Origin of the sequence: Variovorax ureilyticus (assembly GCF_037889935.1) — a bacterium.
GTDB lineage: Bacteria > Pseudomonadota > Gammaproteobacteria > Burkholderiales > Burkholderiaceae_C > Variovorax > Variovorax ureilyticus.
This window is the reverse complement of the sequence record NZ_JBBKZU010000016.1, coordinates 17,567-38,226: the sequence shown is the minus strand read 5'-3', so window position 1 is coordinate 38,226 and position 20,660 is coordinate 17,567. Positions and strand designations below refer to the sequence as shown.

Below are 20,660 nucleotides of genomic sequence, written 5' to 3'. Positions count from 1 at the left end.
ACGGGGTGGGCAAGGCTGGGGGGCGAGCTAAATCTCTATCTTCGAGCCGAGCTCCACTACCGCGTTGTTGGGCAGCCCGAGGAAGTCCGCCGCGCCGCTCGCGCTATGGTGCATCTGCGCGAAGAGCTTCTCGCGCCAGGGCGCCATGCCGCTGCCGAGCGTCGGGATCACGACGTCGCGCGACAGGAAGTAGCTGGTCGTCATCGTCTCGAGCTGGCAGCCGCGCAGCCGTGCATTCTCGAGCGCACGGGGGATGTCGACGTCGTTCTTGAAGCCGTAGTGCACCACGACCTGCCAGCAATGGTGGCCCAGCGGCTCCATCTCGATGCGCTTGTCCATCGGGATCCAGGGCACCTCGTGATTGCGCACGGTGACGAACAGGTTCTGGTCGTGCATCACCTTGTTGTGCTTGAGGTTGTGCAGCAGCGCATTGGGCACCATGCCCGGCTCGGCCGTCATGAAGACTGCGGTGCCGTCGACGCGGGCCGGCGGGTTGACGAAGACGGAGTCCAGGAAGCTGCGCAGGTCGATGGCCTCCGCCAACTGGGCCTCGCCCATGAGGCGGCGCCCCTCTTTCCAGGTCAGCATGAGCAGGAAGACGGAGCCGCCGATCAGCAGCGGGAACCAACCGCCTTCGAAGAGCTTCAGCAGGTTCGACGCGAAGAACATGAAGTCGACGATGAAGAACGCACCGGTGGCGGCGATGCACAGCGCCAGCGGGTACTTCCAGGCATAGCGGATCACGAAGAAGGTCAGCACCGTGGTGATCAGCATGTCGGTGGTGACCGCGATGCCATAGGCCGCGGCCAGGTTGCTCGACGAGCGGAACATCACCACCGCGAGCACGATCGCGACGAACAGGCCCCAGTTGACGAAGGGAATGTAGATCTGGCCGGCAGTGCGCACGCTGGTGTGCTCGATGTTCAGGCGAGGCAGGTAGCCCAGTTGGATGACCTGCCGCGTCACGCTGAACGCACCGGTGATCAGGGCCTGCGAGGCGATCACCGTCGCGGCGGTCGCGAGGAACACCAGCGGCAGCAGCGCCCAGTCCGGCGCCATCATGAAGAACGGGTTCTTCACGGCCTCGGGGTTCTCCAGCAGCAGCGCGCCCTGCCCGAAGTAGTTGAGCGTCAGCGCCGGCATCACGACCGAGAACCATGCGACCCGGATCGGCCTCTTGCCGAAATGCCCGAGGTCGGCGTAAAGCGCCTCGGCGCCGGTCACGCACAGCACGGTGGCGCCGAGGATGATGAAGCTGGTGCCCGGATTGAGCCAGATGAACCGCAGCGCGTAGTACGGGCTGACCGCCTTCAGGATCTCGGGATGCGTCAGGATCTGCGAGACGCCCAGCAGCGCGATGACCAGGAACCAGGTCAGCGTGATCGGGCCGAAGAAGCGGCCGATCCCGGCGGTGCCATGCTTCTGGAGCGCGAACAGGCAGAACAGGACGACCAGCGTGATCGGAATGACGTAGTGCCCGAAGTGGGGCGAAACCACCTCGAGACCTTCGACGGCAGAGAGCACCGAGATCGCCGGCGTGATGACGCCGTCACCATAGAAGAGCGAGGTGCCGAAGACACCGACCACCAGCAGCACGTGGCGCAGCCGCGGCTTGTCGACGACCGCCTGCGAAGCCAGCGCGAGCATGGCGACCAGCCCGCCTTCGCCTTCGTTGTCGGCCCGCAGCACCAGCACGACGTACTTGATCGACACGATGATCGTGAGCGTCCAGAAGAACATCGACAGGATGCCGTAGACGTTCTCGATCGTGAAAGGCACGTGGCCGTGCCCGAACACTTCCTTGACCGCATACAGCACGCTGGTGCCGATGTCGCCATAGACGACGCCGATCGCCGCGAGGATCAACGCAGGGGAGAAGGATTTAGGGGCTGACACGGGGTCGATGCAAAGGGCCCTGGAACGTGCGGCACGTTCCGGCGCGTCGCCAGCCTCGCAGCCGCCGCATCGCCTCCGCCCTGGTTGATTTGCGTTGGTATGGGGTCGCTATTTTGCCGCCGCCGGCACGGCAAGCAAGATGGCCGGGCCAATCATTCGTAGATTTCGGCGTCGGGGTTGGTCGCCTCCAGCTCGTAGCTGGCCGCGACCATGGCAAGACGGCCGATCACGCCGTACATGTAGAACCGGTTCGGGGCGCTCGCGCCCGGCTTGGCGCCCGGCTGGGGCAAGTGCGCACTCTCGGAAAAAGCCAGCGGCACGAAGCTCGCGCCGGGGATCTTGAGGTCTTCGTCCGGGTTGCGATCGGCATGCACCCGATAGAAGCCGCCCACCACGTAGCGGTCCATCATGTAGACCACCGGCTCTGCAACGCCGTCGTGCACCCTCTCCTTGGTGAGCACGCCTTCCTGCACGATGAGTTCAAGCCGCTCGGCAGGGCTCTTGGCGGCGCCCGAGCGCGGCTTGTGCTTGCGGGCCAGCGCCTCGATCTCCTTGGCGTCGCGCACGGTGACCACACCCATCTCGCTGCGGCCGTTGTCGGACTTGACCACCACGAACGGCTTCTCGTTGATGCCGTATTCCTTGTACTTGCGGCGGATCCTGGTCAGCAGTGCGTCCGCATGGCTGGTCAGCACGTCGACGCCGTCGCCGCTCCCGAAGTTGACCTCGCCGACCTTGGCATACATGGGATTGATGAGCCAAGGATCGATGCCCAGCAGCTTGCCGAAGCGCTTGGAGACTTCCTCGTAGCTGTGCAGGTGGTTGCTCTTGCGCCGCATCGGCCAGCCCGCATGCAGGGGCGGCAGCAGATACTGCTCGTACAGCTCTTCCAGGATGCCCGGCACGCCGGCCGAGAGGTCGGTGTTGAGCAGGATGGTGCACGGGTCGAAATGCTTGAGCCCCAGCCGGCGCTTGCTGCGCACCACCGGCTCCAGACACACGGTGTCGCCGTTGGGCAGCTCGATCTTCTTGGGGGACTTGATCGCCGGATCGATGGACCCCACCCGCACGTTGAGCCCGGCCATGTGGAAGATGCGCACCAGCTGAGCGACGTTGGCCAGGTAGAAGGTGTTGCGCGAATGGTTCTCGGGGATCACCAGCAGGTTGCGCGCCTCGGGGCAGATCTTCTCGATCGCGGCTTGTGCGGCCTGCACCGCCAGCGGCAGCATCTCGTGGGTGAGGTGATTCCAGCCGCGGGGATAGAGGTTGGTGTCGACCGGGGCCAGCTTGAAGCCCGCATTCCGGATGTCCGCCGAGCTGTAGAACGGCGGCGTGTGCTCCATCCATTCGAGCCGGAACCAGCGCTCGATGGCCGGCGTGGAGTCGAGCACGCGCTGCTCGAGCTCATTGATCGGGCCGGTGAGGGCGGTGACGAGATGCGGGACCATGCGGCGGCCTTCTTGGATTTGTGGCTTGTGCTAAGGCGGAATTGTAGATTTTGGGGTACCGCCCCTGATGACAAGCCACTGTAGACGCAGTTTTGTTCTTCAAATGGAAACACTGCGCTCCGATGCGCGCCGGAGAAGACGTGCTAGGGGCAAGACGCCCCAGCGCGCTCAGGTCCTGACTTCGCCCTGACCGAGGACCACGTACTTCAACGAAGTCAGACCTTCGATGCCGACCGGCCCACGCGCATGGAACTTGTCCGTGCTGATGCCGATCTCGGCGCCCAGCCCGAACTCGAACCCATCCGCAAAACGCGTGCTCGCGTTGACCATCACGCTGGCCGAGTCCACCTCGCGCAGGAAGCGCTGGGCGTTCATGTGATCGCGCGTGACGATCGCGTCGGTGTGATGGCTCGAATAGTGGTTGATGTGCGTGATGGCCTCGTCCACGCCTTCGACCACCTTGATGCTGATGACCGCGGCGAGGTACTCCTCCGACCAGTCGGACTCGACCGCGTCCACCACCCGGCCGCTGCCGTGCAGCGCTTCGCGCAGGATGCGCCCGGCCGCCGGATCGCAGCGCATCTCCACGCCCTTGCCCGCGAAGATCGCGCCGATCTCGGGCAGGAAGGTCTCGGCGATCGATGCCGCCACCAGCAGCCCTTCGGCGGCATTGCAGGGGCTGTATTTCTGGGTCTTGGCGTTGTCGACGATGCGCAGCGCCATGTCCAGCTCCGCCGTGTCGTCCACGTAGACGTGGCAGTTGCCGTCGAGGTGCTTGATGACCGGCACCTTGGCTTCGCGGCTGATGCGCTCGATCAGCCCCTTGCCGCCGCGCGGAATGATGACGTCGACGAAGGCCGGCATCGCGATGAGCTGGCCCACGGCTTCGCGGTCGGTCGTCTGGACGAGCTGGACGGCTGCGGCCGGCAGCCCGGCTTCGGAAAGCGAATCCGCCACCAGCTGGGCGAGCGCCTTGTTCGACTCGATGGCTTCCGAGCCGCCGCGCAGAATCGCGGCATTGCCGCTCTTGATCGCCAGGCTCGCCGCCTCGATCGTGACGTTGGGCCGGCTCTCGTAGATCATGCCGAAGACGCCGATCGGCACCCGCATCTGGCCGACCCGGATGCCGCTGGGCTGCTGCTTCATGCCGATGACTTCGCCGATGACGTCCGGCATGGCGGCGAGCTGCTCGCAGCCCTGGGCGACGGTTTCGATGACCTTGGGGGTGAGCTTGAGTCGGTCGACCATCGGCGCCGACAGCCCGGCGGCGGTCGCGCGGGCCAAATCCTGTGCATTGGCGTCAGCCAGCGTGCTGCCCGCCTCGCGCAACCGGCGCGCGAGCGCCTTCAGCGCCTTGTTCTTGGTGGCCGCATCCGCCCGGGCCATCAGGGCCGACGCCGTCTTGGCCTGCAGACCGAGCGTCTGCATGTATTCGGAGACATTGAACATGTTCATAACCCCCGATTGTCACCCGCCCCCAAATCTGGCACAGCGAAAGCCCAGAAATCCCGCGGAGCCGGCTTGGCCGGGCCGCTGGGATTGCCCCCTGGAAGGGGGTGGAGAGCGACACGAAGTGCGCGAGCCTGGGGGTGAGGCCAAGAATCCCCTGGAAGGGGGTGCAGAGCCACACGAAGTGGGCGAGGCTGGGGGTGAGGCCGAGCCTGGGGTTATCTACAACTTCTGCAAAGCATCAGCGCCAACCGCTGCAGCGCCTGCCAACTGTCGGCCGGCCAGTCGGGCTGCTTCAGGCCCTTGACGATGCCGTCGACCACATGCGCGGCGCGCAGCATGCGGGCCAGCGCACGGTCGTCGAGCCGGGGCAGTACCCGTTCGAAAGCCCGTTCGCGCGGGCCCCAGATCCGGTTCTCGCGCAGTGCCATCGGCAGCGGCCGGCCGGCCGCCATCGCGTCCTTGACCCGCTTCAGGGCGCGGATGTCCTCGGCGATCGTGTAGTGCACGAGCACCTCGGCTTCGCCCTCCGCCTGCAGGCCGTCGAGCATGCGCGAGACCCGCTGCGGATTGCCCGCAAGGATGGCCTCGGACAGCTTGAAGACGTCGTAGCGCGCGACGTTGTTCACTGCGGCCTCGACCTGCTCCCAGCTCAGTTCGCCCTCGGGGTGCAGCAGCGCGAGCTTCTGGATCTCCTGATGCGCCGCGAGCAAGTTGCCCTCGACCCGGTCGGCAAAGAACTGCAGCGTGCGCTGGCCCTCCTCGCCGGGCTTCACGCGCTGGCCCTGCTGCGCGAGCCGCTGGGCGATCCATGGCGGCAGGGCGGCACGCTCGACCGTGTCGACCTGGATGCTCACGCCGTTGCCTTCGAGCGCGCCGAACCACGCGCCGGTGCGCGTGGCCTTGTCCAGGCGCGGCAGCATCACCAGCGTGAGCGTGCTGTCGTTGCCCTGCGCGGCTTCGGCTATCTGCTGGAGCGCCACGCTGCCATCCTTGCCCGGCTTGCCGGACGGGATGCGGATTTCCACGATCTGGCGGTCGGCGAAGAGGCTCAGCGACCCGCCCGCCGCGAGCACCGCGCTCCAGTCAAAGTGCGCGCCGGCCACCGTGTAGGCGCTGCGCTCGGTGTAGCCCTGCGCACGCGCCGCAGCACGGATCGCATCCGCCGCCTCCTGCGCCAGCAACGCTTCGTCGCCGTGGATGACGTACAGCGGCGCCACCCGCTTGGCGAGGTGCGCAGCCAATTGATTGGACGCCAGTTGCATCAGTGGTTCACCGCCCCGCCGACCCAGATCGCGGGCACCCGCGGAACCGGCTCTGCCGGGCCGCCGGGTGCGCCCCCTGTAAGGGGGTGCAGAGCCACACGCAGTGGGCGAGGCTGGGGGTCACGCCGGTTTTGCCGCCGCCAGGCGACGAAGGATCTGCTGCGCGATGTCGCTTTCCATGTCGCGGTACAGCAGCGCGGTTTCGCCTTCCTTCGCGAGGGCGGCCGTTTCGTTGTAGGTGATGTCGCGCGACTGGCTGATCTCGGTCGGCGCCAGCAATTCCCTGCCATCCTTGCTGCGGACCCGGAAACGCACCGTCAGCCGCAGCTGAAGCTCTCGCACCTGTCCGGCGGCATTGGTCGAGATCACCACGGCGTCGCGTTTCTCGGCAAGGATCTCGAGCACCGCCTCGGCGTTCGCCACCTGCTCCGTGGGCACCACCTCGACCGTTCCGGCGGCGCGCAGATTGCGCTTGACCTGGTTCGCGAACGACGAAGTGGCCGGGACCGCGATGCTCTTGAACTGGAACTCCGGCGCCTTGCGCAACTGGAAGCCGCAGCCCGAGAGCACGAGCGCACCGGACAAGCCGATGAGAAGGCCGCGCCGCGACCGAAGCGAACTCACCGCCATCGCCTTCAAACCACCACGTTGACGAGACGCCCGGGCACCACGATGACGCGCTTTGCCGTCACGCCTTCCGCGTGCTTGACGAACGCCTCGCTGGCGAGGGCGATCTTCTCGATTTCCTGCTTGGAAGCGGTCGCCGGCACATGCAACGAGCCGCGCAGCTTGCCGTTGATCTGCAGCATCAATTCGATCTCGTCCTGCTCCAGCGCACCGACGTCGACCACGGGCCAGGGCGCGTCGAGCAGTTCGCCGATCTCCTTGTCGTAGCCGAGCTGATGCCAGAGCTGGTGCGCGATGTGCGGCGTCGCCGGATACAGGCAGCGCAGCAGGATGCCCATCGCCTCGCGCACCGCCGCGCGGTCGCCGCCGTCCGGCTCGGCCGGCTTGAAGCCTTCCAGCGCGTTGAGCAGCTTCATCGCGCCCGACACCACCGTGTTGTATTGCATGCGCTGGTAGTCGTAGTCGATCTGGCGCAGCACGGTGTGCACTTCGCGGCGCAGGGCCTTGGCCTCCTTGCCGAAGACGGGCTTGCCTTCGACGGCGGAGTTGGCGCCGGCGCCGTCGAGCGCCACGCCGAAATTCCAGACCCGGCGCAGGAAGCGATAGCTGCCCTCGACCGCCGCATCGTTCCACTCGAGCGTGGCTTCGGGCGGCGCGGTGAACATGGTGTAGAGACGCGCGGTGTCCGCGCCGTACTTCTCGATCAGGTCCTGCGGGTCGACGCCGTTGCGCTCGCTCTTGCCCATCTTGCCGACACCGCCGTACTCGACCTTCGTGCCGTCCGCCAGCGTGCCGCCGGTGATGCGGCCCTGCGTATCGAGCACCTGCGTGACTTCCGACGGTGGGTGGTAGTCCTTGCCGCCCTTCTCGTTGCGCGTATAGAAGATGTGGTTGAGCACCATGCCCTGCGTGAGCAGCTTGCTGAAGGGCTCGTCGCACTTCACGAGGCCCAGGTCGCGCATCACCTTGGTCCAGAAGCGCGCATAGAGCAGGTGCAGGATCGCGTGCTCGATGCCGCCGATGTACTGGTCCATCGGCATCCAGTAGTCCGCGCCGCCCGCGACCATCGCCTCGTCGTTCTTCGGGTCGCAATAGCGCATGAAGTACCACGAGCTGTCCACGAAGGTGTCCATGGTGTCGGTCTCGCGGCGGGCCGGCTTGCCGCAAACCGGGCAGACGACGCCGGCATGGAAGCCTTCGTGCTTGTGCAGCGGATTGCCGGACCCGTCGGGCACGCAATCGGTGGGCAGCACCACCGGGAGGTCCTTCTCGGGCACCGGCACCGCGCCGTGCTGCTCGCAATGGATGATCGGGATCGGCGTTCCCCAGTAGCGCTGGCGGCTGATGCCCCAGTCGCGCAGGCGCCAGGTGGTCTTCATCTCGCCCAGGCCCTTCTGCTCCAGCGCGTGGGCCACCGCCTTGACCGCCTCGGCGTACGACATGCCGCTGAAGTTGTCGGAGTTGATGGTGACGCCGCGCTCCTTGTCGGCGTACCAGTCCTGCCAGCGGTGGTAGTTGAAATGCGGCTCGTCATCGACCAGCACCACCTGGATGATCTCGATGCCGTACTTGTTCGCGAACGCGAAGTCGCGCTCGTCGTGCGCCGGCACGCCCATCACGGCGCCGTCGCCGTAGCTCATGAGCACATAGTTGCCGACCCAGACCGGCACCTGTTCCTCGGTGATCGGGTGCGTTACCGTCAGGCTGGTGCGCAGGCCCTTCTTCTCCTGCGTGGCGAGCTCGGCCTCGGTGGTCCCGCCGCTCTTGCATTCCTCGATGAAGGCCGCGACCTTCGGGTCGGACTTCGCGGCATGCAGCGCCAGCGGGTGCTCCGGCGCCACGGCGCAGAAGGTCACGCCCATGATCGTGTCGGCGCGCGTCGTGAAGACGTACATGCGGCCGCCCTGGATCAGCGCGCCCTTGTCGTCCCGGATGTTGTGGGTGAAGGCGAAGCGAACGCCTTCGCTCCTGCCGATCCAGTTCTCCTGCATCAGCTTCACGCGCTCGGGCCAGCCCGGCAGCTTGTGCTGGGTGTGCTCGAGGAGTTCCTCGGCGTAGTCGCTGATCTTGAGGTAGTAGCCCGGGATCTCGCGGCGCTCCACAGGCGCGCCGGTGCGCCATCCCTTGCCGTCGATCACCTGCTCGTTGGCGAGCACGGTCTGGTCGACCGGGTCCCAGTTGACCACCTGCGTCTTGCGGTAGGCGATGCCCTTCTCGAGCATCTTGAGGAACAGCCACTGGTTCCACTTGTAGTAGCCCGGATCGCAGGTCGCGATCTCGCGGCTCCAGTCGATGGCCAGGCCCATCGCCTGGAGCTGGCCCTTCATGTAGCTGATGTTCTCGTAGGTCCACGCGGCCGGCGGCACGCCGTTCTTGAGCGCCGCGTTCTCGGCCGGCAGGCCGAAGGCGTCCCAGCCCATGGGCATCAGCACGTTGTAGCCGCTCATGCGCAGGTAGCGCGTGAGCATGTCGTTGATCGTGTAGTTGCGCACGTGGCCCATGTGCAGCTTGCCGCTGGGGTACGGCAGCATCGAGCAGGCGTAGTACTTCTTCTTGCGCGCGTCCTCGGTCACGCGGTAGGCGTCGGCGGCCGTCCAATAGGCCTGGGCGGCGGACTCGACGTCGGCGGGTTTGTAGCTGGGATTCATTCGGGCTCGGCTTCGGCAACGGCCCGGCGCCAGGCGGCCGGGGGATCGTGATTATCACCCCCCGCCCCGTCCCTTTCATGGCGTTCGGACTCGTCTTCCGAGGGGACGACGCCCCGAAGCACCTCGATGGTGCGCGATCCCCGGAGGCCGGCTTTTTGCATGCACAATGATTTTTGGACCTGGGGGGCTCCTGCATGGACAAGGACTGGTGGCGCGGCGCGGTGATCTACCAGATCTACCCGCGCAGCTTCATGGACAGCAACGGCGACGGCATCGGCGACCTGCCGGGCATCACGGCCCGGCTCGATCACGTCGCCGCGCTGGGGGTGGATGCGATCTGGGTGTCGCCCTTCTTCCGCTCGCCGATGAAGGACTTCGGCTACGACGTGGCCGACTACCGGGCGGTCGACCCGATGTTCGGCACCCTGGAAGACTTCGACGCGATGCTGGCCCGCGCCCACGCGCTGGGCATCAAGGTCATCATCGACCAGGTGCTCTCCCACACCTCCGACCAGCACGCGTGGTTCGCCGCGAGCCGCGCCAGCCGCGACAACCCGCAGGCCGACTGGTACGTCTGGGCCGACCCACGGCCGGACGGCACGCCGCCCACCAACTGGCTGTCGGTCTTCGGCGGATCCGCGTGGCAGTGGGATTCGCGCCGGCGCCAGTACTACCTGCACAGCTTCCTGGTCGAGCAGCCGGACCTGAACTTCCATTGCCCGGCGGTTCAGGACACGCTTCTGGACGAAGTCCGCTTCTGGTGCGAGCGCGGGGTGGATGGCTTCCGCTTCGACGCCTGCAACCACCAGTTCCACGACGCGCGGCTTCGCGACAACCCGCCGGCCGACGGCGGCATGGTCAGCACGGTGCGGGCCGACAACCCGTACGCGATGCAGAAGCATCTGCACGACAAGAGCCAGCCGGAGAACCTGCGCTTCCTCGAACGACTGCGCGCCCTGCTCGACGACTACGGCGCGGTGGGCCTCGGCGAAGTCGGCGACGAAAACGCGCCCCCCGTGATGGCCCGGTACACCGAGCGCGGCAAGCGCCTGCACCTCGCCTACAGCTTCAGCCTGCTGACCAGCGAGCACAGCGCGGCCCACCTGCGCACGCAGGTCGAGGCGCTCGACCGCGAACTCGCGAAGACCGGCGGCTGGGGCTGCTGGGCGGTGTCGAACCACGACGTGCCGCGGGTCGCCTCCCGCTGGAACGCCAATGGCACCGAGGACACCCGCCGAGACAGGATGTGGCTCGCGCTGCTGCTTTCGCTGCGCGGAAGCGCCAGCGTCTACCAGGGCGAGGAACTCGGCCTGCCCGAGGCCGAGGTGCCGTTCGAGTTGCTCCAGGACCCCTACGGGCGCGCCTTCTGGCCCGAATTCAAGGGCCGCGACGGCGCCCGCACGCCGATCCCGTGGGTCACGGATGCACACCACGCCGGCTTCACCAGCGGAACTCCCTGGCTGCCGGTGTCGGAGATGCACCTGCCGCTGGCCATCGACCGCCAGACGGACGACCCGGCCTCGATGCTGAATTTCAGTCGCGCGCTGCTGCGCTGGCGACGCCGCCAGCCGCTGCTTCGCAGCGGCGAGATGCGCTTCATCGACGCGCCCGGCGTGCCGGACACGGTGCTCTGGTTCGAGCGCCACGACGCCGAACGCTCGCTGCACGGCGTGTTCAATCTCGCAGACGAGCCGGTATCCCTCGAACTGCCCCGGGCGCTCGCGCCGGCAGAAGGCGCGCCTTTCGCGGACACTGGCATCGAAGGCGGCAGGCTCGTCCTGCCGCCATACGGCGTTTTCTTCGGAGTACCGCTCGATGCTGCCTGAGGCCGAAATACGTGCCCTGATGCGCGCAGAACATGGCGATCCTTTCGCCGTGCTCGGCCCGCACGAGACGGACGAAGGCCTTCATGTCCGCGCCCTGCTGCCGGGCGCGAAAGCGGTGACGGTCATGCAATCGGGCTCGGGCTGGCCGCTGGCGGAACTCGACCGGCAGGGCGACAGCGACCTCTTCGCCGGACTCGTCCCGGCATCGGAAGCCCGGCTCGGCTACCACTTTCATGTCGACTGGGGCACGCACACCTCGCAGCTCGACGATCCGTACCGCTTCCCTCTGGTGCTCGGCGCCACCGACGTCTGGCTGCTGGCCGAGGGCACGCACCTGCGGCCCTTCGAGCAACTGGGCGCGCACCTGCGCGAGATCGACGGCGTGCGCGGATGCGCCTTCGCGGTGTGGGCGCCCAATGCGCGCCGCGTCTCGGTGGTCGGCGACTTCAACCAGTGGGACGGCCGCCGCCACATGATGCGGCTGCGCCGCGAGTGCGGCGTGTGGGAGATCTTCGCGCCGCACGTCGCGCCGGGCGACAGCTACGAATTCGAGATCCTCTCGGCAGAGGGCCATGTGCTGCGCAAGGCGGACCCCTTCGGCTTCTCGGCGCGGCTGCGGCCGGACACTGCCTGCGTCGTCCAGCCCCTGCCGCCCCCGAGCAAGATGCCGCCCGGCCGCGCGCAGGCCAACGCCCGCGGCGCGCCCCTCAGCATCTACGAAGTGCACCTGGGCTCCTGGCGGCGCAAGAACGGCCACGAGTGGCTCGACTACCGCGAGCTCGCCGACACGCTGGTGCCCTACGCGCGCGACATGGGCTTCACGCACATCGAGCTGCTGCCGATCAGCGAGCACCCCTTCGACGGCTCGTGGGGCTACCAGCCGATCGGCCTCTACGCGCCCACCTCGCGCTTCGGCACGCCGGGCGATTTCCGCGCCTTCGTCGAAGCGGCGCACGCGGCCGGGCTCGGCGTGATCCTCGACTGGGTGCCCGCGCATTTCCCGACCGATGCGCACGGGCTCGCGGACTTCGACGGCACCGCGCTCTACGAGTACGCCGATCCGCGCGAAGGCTTCCACAACGACTGGCAGACGCTGATCTTCAACTACGCCCGCACCGAGGTGCGCAACTACCTCGTCGGCAATGCGCTGTACTGGCTGGAGCGCTACGGCGTCGACGGCCTGCGGGTCGATGCGGTGGCCTCGATGCTCTACCGCGACTACAGCCGCCAGCCGGGCGAGTGGATTCCCAACGCGCACGGCGGCCGCGAGAACCTCGAAGCGATCGACTTCCTGCGCCGGATGAACCACGTCGTCGGCGTCGAGCGGCCCGGTGCCGTCACGATCGCCGAGGAATCGACCAGCTTCCCCGGCGTGACCCGCCCGCCGGAGCAGGGCGGCCTGGGCTTCCACTTCAAGTGGAACATGGGCTGGATGAACGACACGCTGCGCTATGCGGGCATCGATCCGGTCTACCGCAAGCACCACCACCGGCAGATCACCTTCGGGCTGATGTACGCGCACAGCGAGAACTTCGTGCTGCCCCTGTCGCACGACGAGGTGGTGCACGGCAAGGGATCGATGATCGGCCGCATGCCGGGCGATCACTGGCAGCAGTTCGCGGGCTTGCGCAACCTGTACGGCTACCTCTGGGCCTACCCCGGAAAGAAGCTGCTCTTCATGGGCGGCGAATTCGCGCAGTGGGCCGAATGGAGCGCGGACCGCAGCCTCGACTGGCATCTGCTCGAACAGCCCTCGCACCAGGGCATCCGCAGGCTCGTGCGCGACCTGAACAACGTCTACCGGCATTTCCCCGCGCTGCACGCGCTGGACTGCGAGCCTCAGGGCTTCGAGTGGATCTGCCATGACGACGCGGACCAGTCGGTGTTCGCCTTCGTGCGCCGCGCCGGCGACGGCAGCTTCGTCGTCGCGGTGTGCAACTTCACGCCGATGGTGCGGGATGGCTATCGGCTGGGCATGCCGCTTGCTGGCAGGTACCGCGAGATCATCAATACGGACAACCAGATCTACGGTGGAAGCGGACTCGGCAACGGCGTCATCGAAACGCAGGCGACGCCCTGGCATGGAAGGCCGCAGTCCATGACGCTGACGCTGCCTGCGCTGTGCACCTTGATGTGGGTGCTGGCGTGACCGGCTTGCACCCGGGCACGCCCTATCCGCTCGGCGCGACGCCGGGGCCGCACGGCGTCAACTTCGCGTTGGCCGCGCCCCGCGCGACGGTGGTGGAGCTGTGCCTCTTCGATGCCACGGGCCGCCATGAGCAGCAGCGCCTGAAGGTCACCGCCCAGACCAACGGCGTCTGGCACGCCGCGCTGCCGCATGCGCGCACGGGGTTGGTCTATGGCTGGCGCGTTCACGGGCCATGGGTACCGCACGAGGGCTTGCGCTTCAATCCGGCCAAGGTGCTGCTCGACCCCTACGCGCGCGAGGTGGTGGGCAACTACGGCGGCGAGGACCTGTTCCTCGGACACCACCCGGCCGATCCGAACCGGCGCGACGCGCGCGACAACGCATCGATCGCGCTCAAGGCGCGCGTGGTCGATCCGTTGCCGCCTGCGGGACCCGCGCCGCGCATCGCCGACGGCGACCGCGTCATCTACGAGCTCCACGTTCGCGGCCAGACGCGGCTGCATCCCGGGGTTCCGCCCGATCTGCGCGGCACCTATGCGGGCCTCGCGGAACCGGCGGTGCTCGACCATCTGCAGCGCCTCGGCGTCACCACGCTGAACCTCATGCCGGTGCAGTTCCGTGCCGACGAGGAGCGTCTGTTCAAGCTCGGCCTCAGCAACTACTGGGGCTACAGCCCGATCGGCTGGTTCGCGCCCGAGGCACGCTACTGGACCGGCCGCCCCGGCACCTCGCCGGCGAGCGAGTTCCGCGTGATGACCGATGCGATCCATGCGCGCGGCATGGAAGTGGTGATCGACGTGGTGTTCAACCACAGCGCCGAGACCGACGAGCTCGGCCCGACGCTGAGCCTGCGCGGCATCGACAACCTGCTGTACTACCACCTGCGCCCGGACGACCGGGCGCTCTACCAGAACTGGACCGGCTGCGGCAACTGCCTGCACCTCTCGGAGCCGCGCGTGGTGCAACTGGTGATGGACGCGCTGCGCCACTGGGTCACTCAACTCGGCGTCGACGGTTTCCGCTTCGATCTCGCGCCGATCCTCGCGCGCCGCGAGGGTGGCGATTTCGATCCGCGCGCCCCGTTCCTCGCCGCCGCAGCGCAGGACCCGGTGCTCGCCCGCACGCTGCTCATCGCCGAGCCCTGGGACATCGGGCCGGGCGGCTATGGCCTCGGCCAGTTCCCCCCGGGCTGGCTCGAATGGAACGACCGCTTCCGAGACACGCAGCGCGGCTTCTGGCTGCACCGCGGCGTCGGGCTCGGAGAGTTCGCGCAGCGCTTCACCGCATCGAGCGATGCCTTCAGGCACGACGGCCGCGCGCCCACCGCGAGCGTCAATTTCATCACCGCGCACGACGGCTTCACCCTGCGCGACCTGCTGAGCTACAGCGAGCGCCACAACCTCGCCAACGGCGAGCACAACCGCGACGGCCATGCGCACAACCTGAGCCGCAACTGCGGCGTGGAGGGCGAGACGGACGATCCGCTGGTGCTGGCCGAGCGCAAGCGCCTCGCCCGGGTGCTGCTGGCGGTGCTGCTGCTTTCGCAAGGCACGCCGATGATGCTGGCCGGCGACGAACTCGGCCACACGCAACGCGGCAACAACAACGCCTATTGCCAGGACAACGAGACGACCTGGCTCCACTGGGACCGGGCCGACGCCAGCCTTGTCGACTACGTGTCGCGCCTGCTGGCACTGCGCCGCGAGGCCGCGCCCCTGCGCAGCACGCAGTGGTGGCCCGCGTACGCCATGCCCGACACCACGGCGCTGCGTTGGCGCACGCCCGAAGGCCAGGCGATGACCCCCGCCGACTGGGAGCGCCGCGACCGCCATGCGCTCGCGATCCTGTTCGCAGCCCCATCGCCTGCAACGAACTGGCTGATCCTCGTGAACGCGGAGGCTGCGGAAGTCGCCTTCCACCTGGATGGCGGCCCCTGGGTCCGCCGGCTCGCCAGCGACAAGGACAGCGCCGAGGCATGGCCGCTCGGCTCGACCGTCACGCTCGAGCCCGGCAGCCTCTGGGTCGCAAAAACATAGGAGCCAAGCGTCCGCGGGAATGCTAGGCTGGAATCACCGGGAAACAACAAACGGAGGCAACAGATGAACGACATCGAGCAACCGAACCTGCAGGCCCATCAACTCGTTCGCCGCACCATCGCGCTGGTGCTGGCCGGCGGCCGGGGGTCCCGGCTCAAGCAGTTGACCGACCGGCGGGCCAAGCCGGCGGTGTACTTCGGCGGCAAGTTCCGCATCATCGATTTCGCGCTGTCGAACTGCCTCAACTCGGGCATCCGGCGCATGGCGGTGGTCACGCAGTACAAGTCGCACTCGCTGATGCGCCACCTGCAGCGCGGCTGGAGCTTCCTGCGCGCGGAGCTCAACGAGATGGTCGACGTGCTGCCCGCCCAGCAGCGCGTCGGCGACGAGCACTGGTATCGCGGCACGGCCGATGCGGTCTACCAGAACCTCGACATCTTCCGGACACGCTCCACGCCGCACGATTACGTGGTGGTGCTGGCCGGCGACCACGTCTACAAGATGGACTACTCGATCATGCTCACCGACCATGTCGCACACGGCCGCGGCTGCACGGTCGGCTGCATCGAAGTGCCGCGCGCGGAGGCGGTGGCCTTCGGCGTGATGGACGTGGACAAGGATCGCAACATCACCGACTTCCTCGAAAAACCCGCCGATCCGCCCCCCATGCCCGGCAAGCCCGAGGTGGCGCTCGCGAGCATGGGCATTTACATCTTCGACGCCGAGTACCTCTACCGGATGCTCGAAGAAGACAGCGAAGACCCCGATTCGGACCATGACTTCGGCAAGGACATCATTCCCCGCGCCGTGGCGGAAGGACGCGCGGTGGCACATCCTTTCGGCATGTCGTGCGTGACCCGCGCCCAGCGCGGCGGCAACGCCCAGGCCTACTGGCGCGACGTTGGCACGATCGATGCATTCTGGGCAGCCAACCTGGACCTGGCCTCGATCACCCCCGAGTTGGACATCTATGACACCGACTGGCCCATCTGGACCTACCAGCGGCAGCTTCCGCCGGCCAAGTTCGTGCTCGACCGCGAAGGCAAGCACGGCATGACCGTCAACACCATCGTCTCCGGCGGATGCATCGTCTCGGGCTCGCAGCTGAGCAGCTCGGTGCTGTTCTCGGGCGTGCGCGTGCATTCCTTCTGCACCATCAACGAGGCGGTGCTGCTGCCGGACGTGCAGATCGGCCAAGGCTGCCGGCTCAACAAGGTGGTGATCGACCGCGCCTGCATCCTGCCCGACAACACCGTGGTCGGCGAAGACGCCGAGGCCGACGCGGCGCGCTTCGAGCGCACCGAGGGCGGCGTGGTGCTCGTCACGCGCGAGATGCTCAAGCGTCTCGGCTTTCCCCAGTAACGACGCATGCGGATCCTTCAGGTCAGCGCCGAACTCTTTCCCCTGCTGAAGACCGGAGGGCTGGCCGACGTCGCAGGCGCACTGCCGCTCGCGCTGCTGGCGGCCGGGCAGGACGTGCGCGTGTTGCTTCCGGGCTTTCCGGCGATCGTCGCGGGGGTCGCCGATTCCGAGCCTGTCGCCGAGTTCGCCGCGCCTTGGGGCGAGCGGGTCCGGCTGCGCTTCGGCCGCATTCCGATCGGCGGCGCGCCAGCCATTCCGGCCTATGTGATCGATGCGCCGTGGCTCTACGACCGGCCCGGCAATCCCTACGAAGACCCGAGCCGCCAGCCCTATGGCGACAACCACCGGCGCTTCGCCCTGCTGGGCTGGGCTGCCGCGCAACTGGCGCGCGACCTCGACCCCGATTGGCGCCCCGAAATCGTCCATGCCCACGACTGGCATGCCGGGCTTGCGCCGGCCTATCTGGCTTTCGCGCAACCCGACGGCCGTCCGCGCGTGGGCAGCGTGTTCACCGTGCACAACTTGGCCTACCAGGGCCTGTTCGCGCCGTGGCACTTCTCCGAACTGGGGCTGCCGCCGGCCGCCTTCAGCGTCAACGGGCTCGAGTTCCATGGGCAGTTGTCGTTCATGAAAGGCGGTCTCTGCTTCGCCGACCGCATCACCACGGTGAGCCCGACCTACGCGCACGAGATCCAGACGCCCGAGCAGGGCTTCGGACTGGACGGCCTGCTGCGCAGCCGCTCGCATGTGCTCAGCGGCATCCTGAATGCGGTCGACGACCAGGTCTGGAATCCGGCGACCGATACGCTGATCCCGCATCGCTACGACAGCCGGCGCATGCCCGGCAAGGCGCGCTGCAAGGCCGCGCTGCAGGATGAATTGGGCCTTGCGCCGCAGGCCGACGCCCCGCTCTTCGTGGTGGTGAGCCGCCTGACCGAGCAGAAGGGCCTGCACCTCGTCCTCGAAGGGCTCGACGCGCTCGTCGCCCAGGGGGGTCAGCTCGCGCTGCTGGGCAGTGGTGATGCCGACCTCGAAGCCGCGTTCCGCCAGCGCGCCACCGATGCGCCGCGCTCGGTCAGCGTCACGCTCGGCTACAGCGAGCCGCTCGCGCATCGCCTGTTCGGCGCGGGCGACGTGACGCTGGTGCCATCGCTGTTCGAACCCTGCGGTCTCACGCAGATGTACGGGCTCAAGTACGGCAGCCTGCCGCTGGTGCATCGCGTTGGCGGACTGGCCGACACGGTGGTCGACGCCACGCTCGAAGACATGGCGAGCGGCGACGCCACCGGCTTGAGCTTCGATGCCTTCGACGCCGCCGGCTACGCCCGCGCGGTCCGCCGCGCCTTCGCGCTCTACCGGCGCTCCACCGACTGGCGGGCGGTGCGCGCCAATGCAATGCGCCGCCCCGCGGACTGGGGCACGGCCGCCGCACGCTATCTCGATGTCTACGCCGAAGCCTTGAGCTGAGCCCCGCCGGCGAATTCAAACCTCCCCACCATGACCATCGAAGACTTCAAGTACGACCATCCCGACCGCGACGTCGCGGCCTTCAAGCGCGCGGTCGCCAACAAGCTCATCTATGCGGTCGGCAAGGACCCGGTCGCCGCGAGCCAGGACGACTGGCTGCACGCCACCGCGCTCGCGGTGCGCGACCAGATCGTCGAGCGCTGGATGACCACCACGCGCCAGATCTATGCGCAGCGCCTCAAGCGCGTCTACTACCTGTCGATGGAATTCCTGATCGGCCGCACCTTCACCAACGCGCTGCTCGCGCTGGAACTACAGGGTACGGTCAAGCAGGCGCTGGCCGATTTCGGCGTCGACATCCAGGCCATCGCGGAGCGCGAGCCCGATGCGGCGCTCGGCAACGGCGGCCTGGGGCGGCTCGCCGCGTGCTTCCTCGACTCGATGGCCACGCTCGGCGTGCCAGGCATCGGCTATGGCATCCGCTACGAATACGGCATGTTCCGCCAGCGTATCGTCGACGGCCAGCAGATCGAGACGCCCGACTACTGGCTCACGCGCGGAAACCCCTGGGAGTTCCAGCGGCCGGAAGTGACCTACCGCGTGCGCTTCGGCGGCCATGTGCAACGCGGCGAAGGCGGCGCGGCGAGGTGGGTCGACACCCATGACGTGCTGGCCGTGGCCTACGACACCATCATCCCCGGCTACGGCACGCAGGCGACCAACACGCTGCGGCTGTGGTCGGCACGCGCCACGGAAGAGATCGATCTCTCGGCCTTCAACCGCGGCAACTACATGGAGGCGGTGGAGAGCAAGAACCACTCGGAGAACGTCTCGCGCGTGCTCTACCCCGACGACTCCACGCCGTCGGGCCGCGAACTGCGGCTGCACCAGGAGTACTTCTTCGTGAGCGCGAGCGTGCAGGACCTCGTGCGCCGCTATCTGCGCAACCACACGAACTTCGACGACCTGCCGGACCAGGTCAGCATCCACCTCAACGACACGCACCCGGTACTCGCAGTGCCGGAGCTGATGCGCCTCCTGATCGACGAACACGACCTGCCGTGGGATGTCGCCTGGGACCACACGCAGAAAGTGTTCAGCTACACCAATCACACGCTGATGCACGAGGCGCTGGAAACCTGGCCCGTCGAGATGTTCGGCCGCGTGCTGCCGCGGCACCTGCAGATCCTCTTCGACATCAACGCGCGCTTCCTCGCGCGCGTGACGCAGACCCATGGCCACGACGTCGAGCTGATGCGTCGGCTCTCGCTCATCGACGAGGCCGGCGAGCGGCGCGTGCGCATGGCCTACGTGGCGGTGCTCGCGAGCCATTCGGTCAACGGCGTGTCGGGCTTGCATTCCGAGCTGATGAAGCAGTCGATCTTCGCCGACTTCGCGAAGCTGTTTCCGCAGCGCTTCAACAACAAGACCAACGGCGTCACGCCTCGGCGCTGGCTGGCGCAGGCCAACCCGCCGCTCGCGGGGCTGCTCGACACGCGCATCGGCCGCGGCTGGCGGCGCGATCTGACGCAGCTCGAAGTGCTGCGGCCGATGGCGCAGCAGCCGGCCTTCGTGCGCGCCTTTCGGCACGCCAAGCGCGAGAACAAGCTGCGCCTGGCCAACTGGATCGACGAGCACCTGCGCATCGACATCGACACCGATGCGATGTTCGACGTGCAGGTCAAGCGCATTCACGAGTACAAGCGGCAGCTCCTCAACGTGCTGCACGTCGTGACGCGCTATCACCGCATCCTCGAAGCGCCCGAAGCCAACCATGTGCCGCGCGTGGTGGTGTTCGCGGGCAAGGCGGCGTCGGCGTATCACATGGCCAAGCTGGTGATCCGGCTCATCAACGACGTGGCCCACACGATCAACAACGACGAGCGCGTCGGCCGGCTGCTGAAGGTGGTGTTCATTCCCAACTACAGCGTGAGCCTGGCCGAGATGATCATGCCGGCCGCCGATCTGTCGGAGCAGATTTCGACGGCCGGCACCGAAGCGTCGGGTACCGGCAACATGAAATTCGCGCTCAACGGCGCGCTGACCATCGGCACGCTCGACGGCGCCAATGTCGAGATGCGCGACAACGTCGGCGCGGACAACTTCTTCATCTTCGGCAACACCACGCCACAGGTGGCCGCGATCCGCGCGAGCGGCTATCAGCCGCGCGACTACTACGAATCCAATCCGGAGTTGCAGCGCGTGCTGGACAGCATTCGCGACGGCATGTTCTCGCCCAGCGAGCCGTCGCGCTACCACGAGATCTTCGACGCGCTGGTGAGCTGGGGCGACCACTACCTGCTGCTGGCGGACTACGCGAGCTATATCGAGGCGCAGGGCCGGGTCGATGCGCTCTACCGCGATGCGGATGCGTGGACGCGCATGGCGATCCTCAACGTGGCGGGTATGGGGGCGTTTTCATCGGACCGGACCATCGCCGAGTACGCCCACCAGATCTGGAAGACAAGGCCGGTGGCCTTGATCTGA

General features: G+C 67.4%; 12 protein-coding genes. 6 read left to right on the top strand and 6 right to left on the bottom strand.

What is annotated here, in order from left to right; all coding sequences use genetic code 11:
• Positions 1-27: 27 nt before the first annotated feature.
• From WKW77_RS28035 to leuS, 6 genes are all read right to left on the bottom strand, one after another.
• Complete coding sequence (locus tag WKW77_RS28035) at positions 28-1,896, bottom strand: potassium transporter Kup (protein WP_340360177.1); 1,869 nt, start codon at positions 1,894-1,896, stop codon at positions 28-30.
• A gap of 152 nt (positions 1,897-2,048) precedes the next feature.
• Positions 2,049-3,344, bottom strand: coding sequence for a glutamate--cysteine ligase (gene gshA, locus WKW77_RS28030; protein ID WP_340360176.1), 1,296 nt, complete (start codon positions 3,342-3,344; stop codon positions 2,049-2,051).
• Positions 3,345-3,512: 168 nt separating this feature from the next.
• Complete coding sequence (locus WKW77_RS28025; RefSeq protein ID WP_340360175.1) at positions 3,513-4,799, bottom strand: glutamate-5-semialdehyde dehydrogenase; 1,287 nt, start codon at positions 4,797-4,799, stop codon at positions 3,513-3,515.
• Between the two features lie 212 nt (positions 4,800-5,011).
• Positions 5,012-6,058: a DNA polymerase III subunit delta gene (holA, locus tag WKW77_RS28020; protein WP_340360174.1), complete on the bottom strand. Its 1,047-nt coding sequence runs from the start codon at positions 6,056-6,058 to the stop codon at positions 5,012-5,014.
• Between the two features lie 120 nt (positions 6,059-6,178).
• Positions 6,179-6,682 (bottom strand): LPS-assembly lipoprotein LptE, encoded by a 504-nt coding sequence (locus tag WKW77_RS28015; protein ID WP_340360173.1) that lies wholly within the window; start codon positions 6,680-6,682, stop codon positions 6,179-6,181.
• Positions 6,683-6,693: 11 nt separating this feature from the next.
• Positions 6,694-9,333 (bottom strand): leucine--tRNA ligase, encoded by a 2,640-nt coding sequence (leuS, locus tag WKW77_RS28010; RefSeq protein WP_340360172.1) that lies wholly within the window; start codon positions 9,331-9,333, stop codon positions 6,694-6,696.
• A gap of 194 nt (positions 9,334-9,527) precedes the next feature.
• Here leuS and WKW77_RS28005 point away from each other — a divergent pair, with 194 nt between their 5' ends.
• The 6 genes from WKW77_RS28005 (at position 9,528) to WKW77_RS27980 (ending at position 20,660) form a co-directional block, all read left to right on the top strand.
• The gene (locus tag WKW77_RS28005; RefSeq protein WP_340360171.1) at positions 9,528-11,159 is read left to right on the top strand and encodes an alpha-glucosidase; all 1,632 of its coding nucleotides are present in this window, start codon (positions 9,528-9,530) and stop codon (positions 11,157-11,159) included.
• Positions 11,149-13,308, top strand: coding sequence for a 1,4-alpha-glucan branching protein GlgB (gene glgB, locus WKW77_RS28000; protein WP_340360170.1), 2,160 nt, complete (start codon positions 11,149-11,151; stop codon positions 13,306-13,308). The genes WKW77_RS28005 and glgB overlap by 11 nt, the downstream gene beginning before the upstream one ends.
• Positions 13,305-15,344, top strand: a complete 2,040-nt coding sequence (glgX, locus tag WKW77_RS27995; RefSeq protein ID WP_340360169.1) for a glycogen debranching protein GlgX — start codon at positions 13,305-13,307, stop codon at positions 15,342-15,344. Before glgB ends, glgX begins: the two co-directional genes overlap by 4 nt.
• A gap of 63 nt (positions 15,345-15,407) precedes the next feature.
• A complete protein-coding gene (glgC, locus tag WKW77_RS27990) occupies positions 15,408-16,706 on the top strand; it encodes a glucose-1-phosphate adenylyltransferase (RefSeq protein ID WP_340360168.1) in 1,299 nt (432 codons plus the stop codon).
• A gap of 6 nt (positions 16,707-16,712) precedes the next feature.
• Positions 16,713-18,173 (top strand): glycogen synthase GlgA, encoded by a 1,461-nt coding sequence (glgA, locus tag WKW77_RS27985; protein WP_340360167.1) that lies wholly within the window; start codon positions 16,713-16,715, stop codon positions 18,171-18,173.
• Between the two features lie 30 nt (positions 18,174-18,203).
• The gene (locus WKW77_RS27980; protein ID WP_340360166.1) at positions 18,204-20,660 is read left to right on the top strand and encodes a glycogen/starch/alpha-glucan phosphorylase; all 2,457 of its coding nucleotides are present in this window, start codon (positions 18,204-18,206) and stop codon (positions 20,658-20,660) included.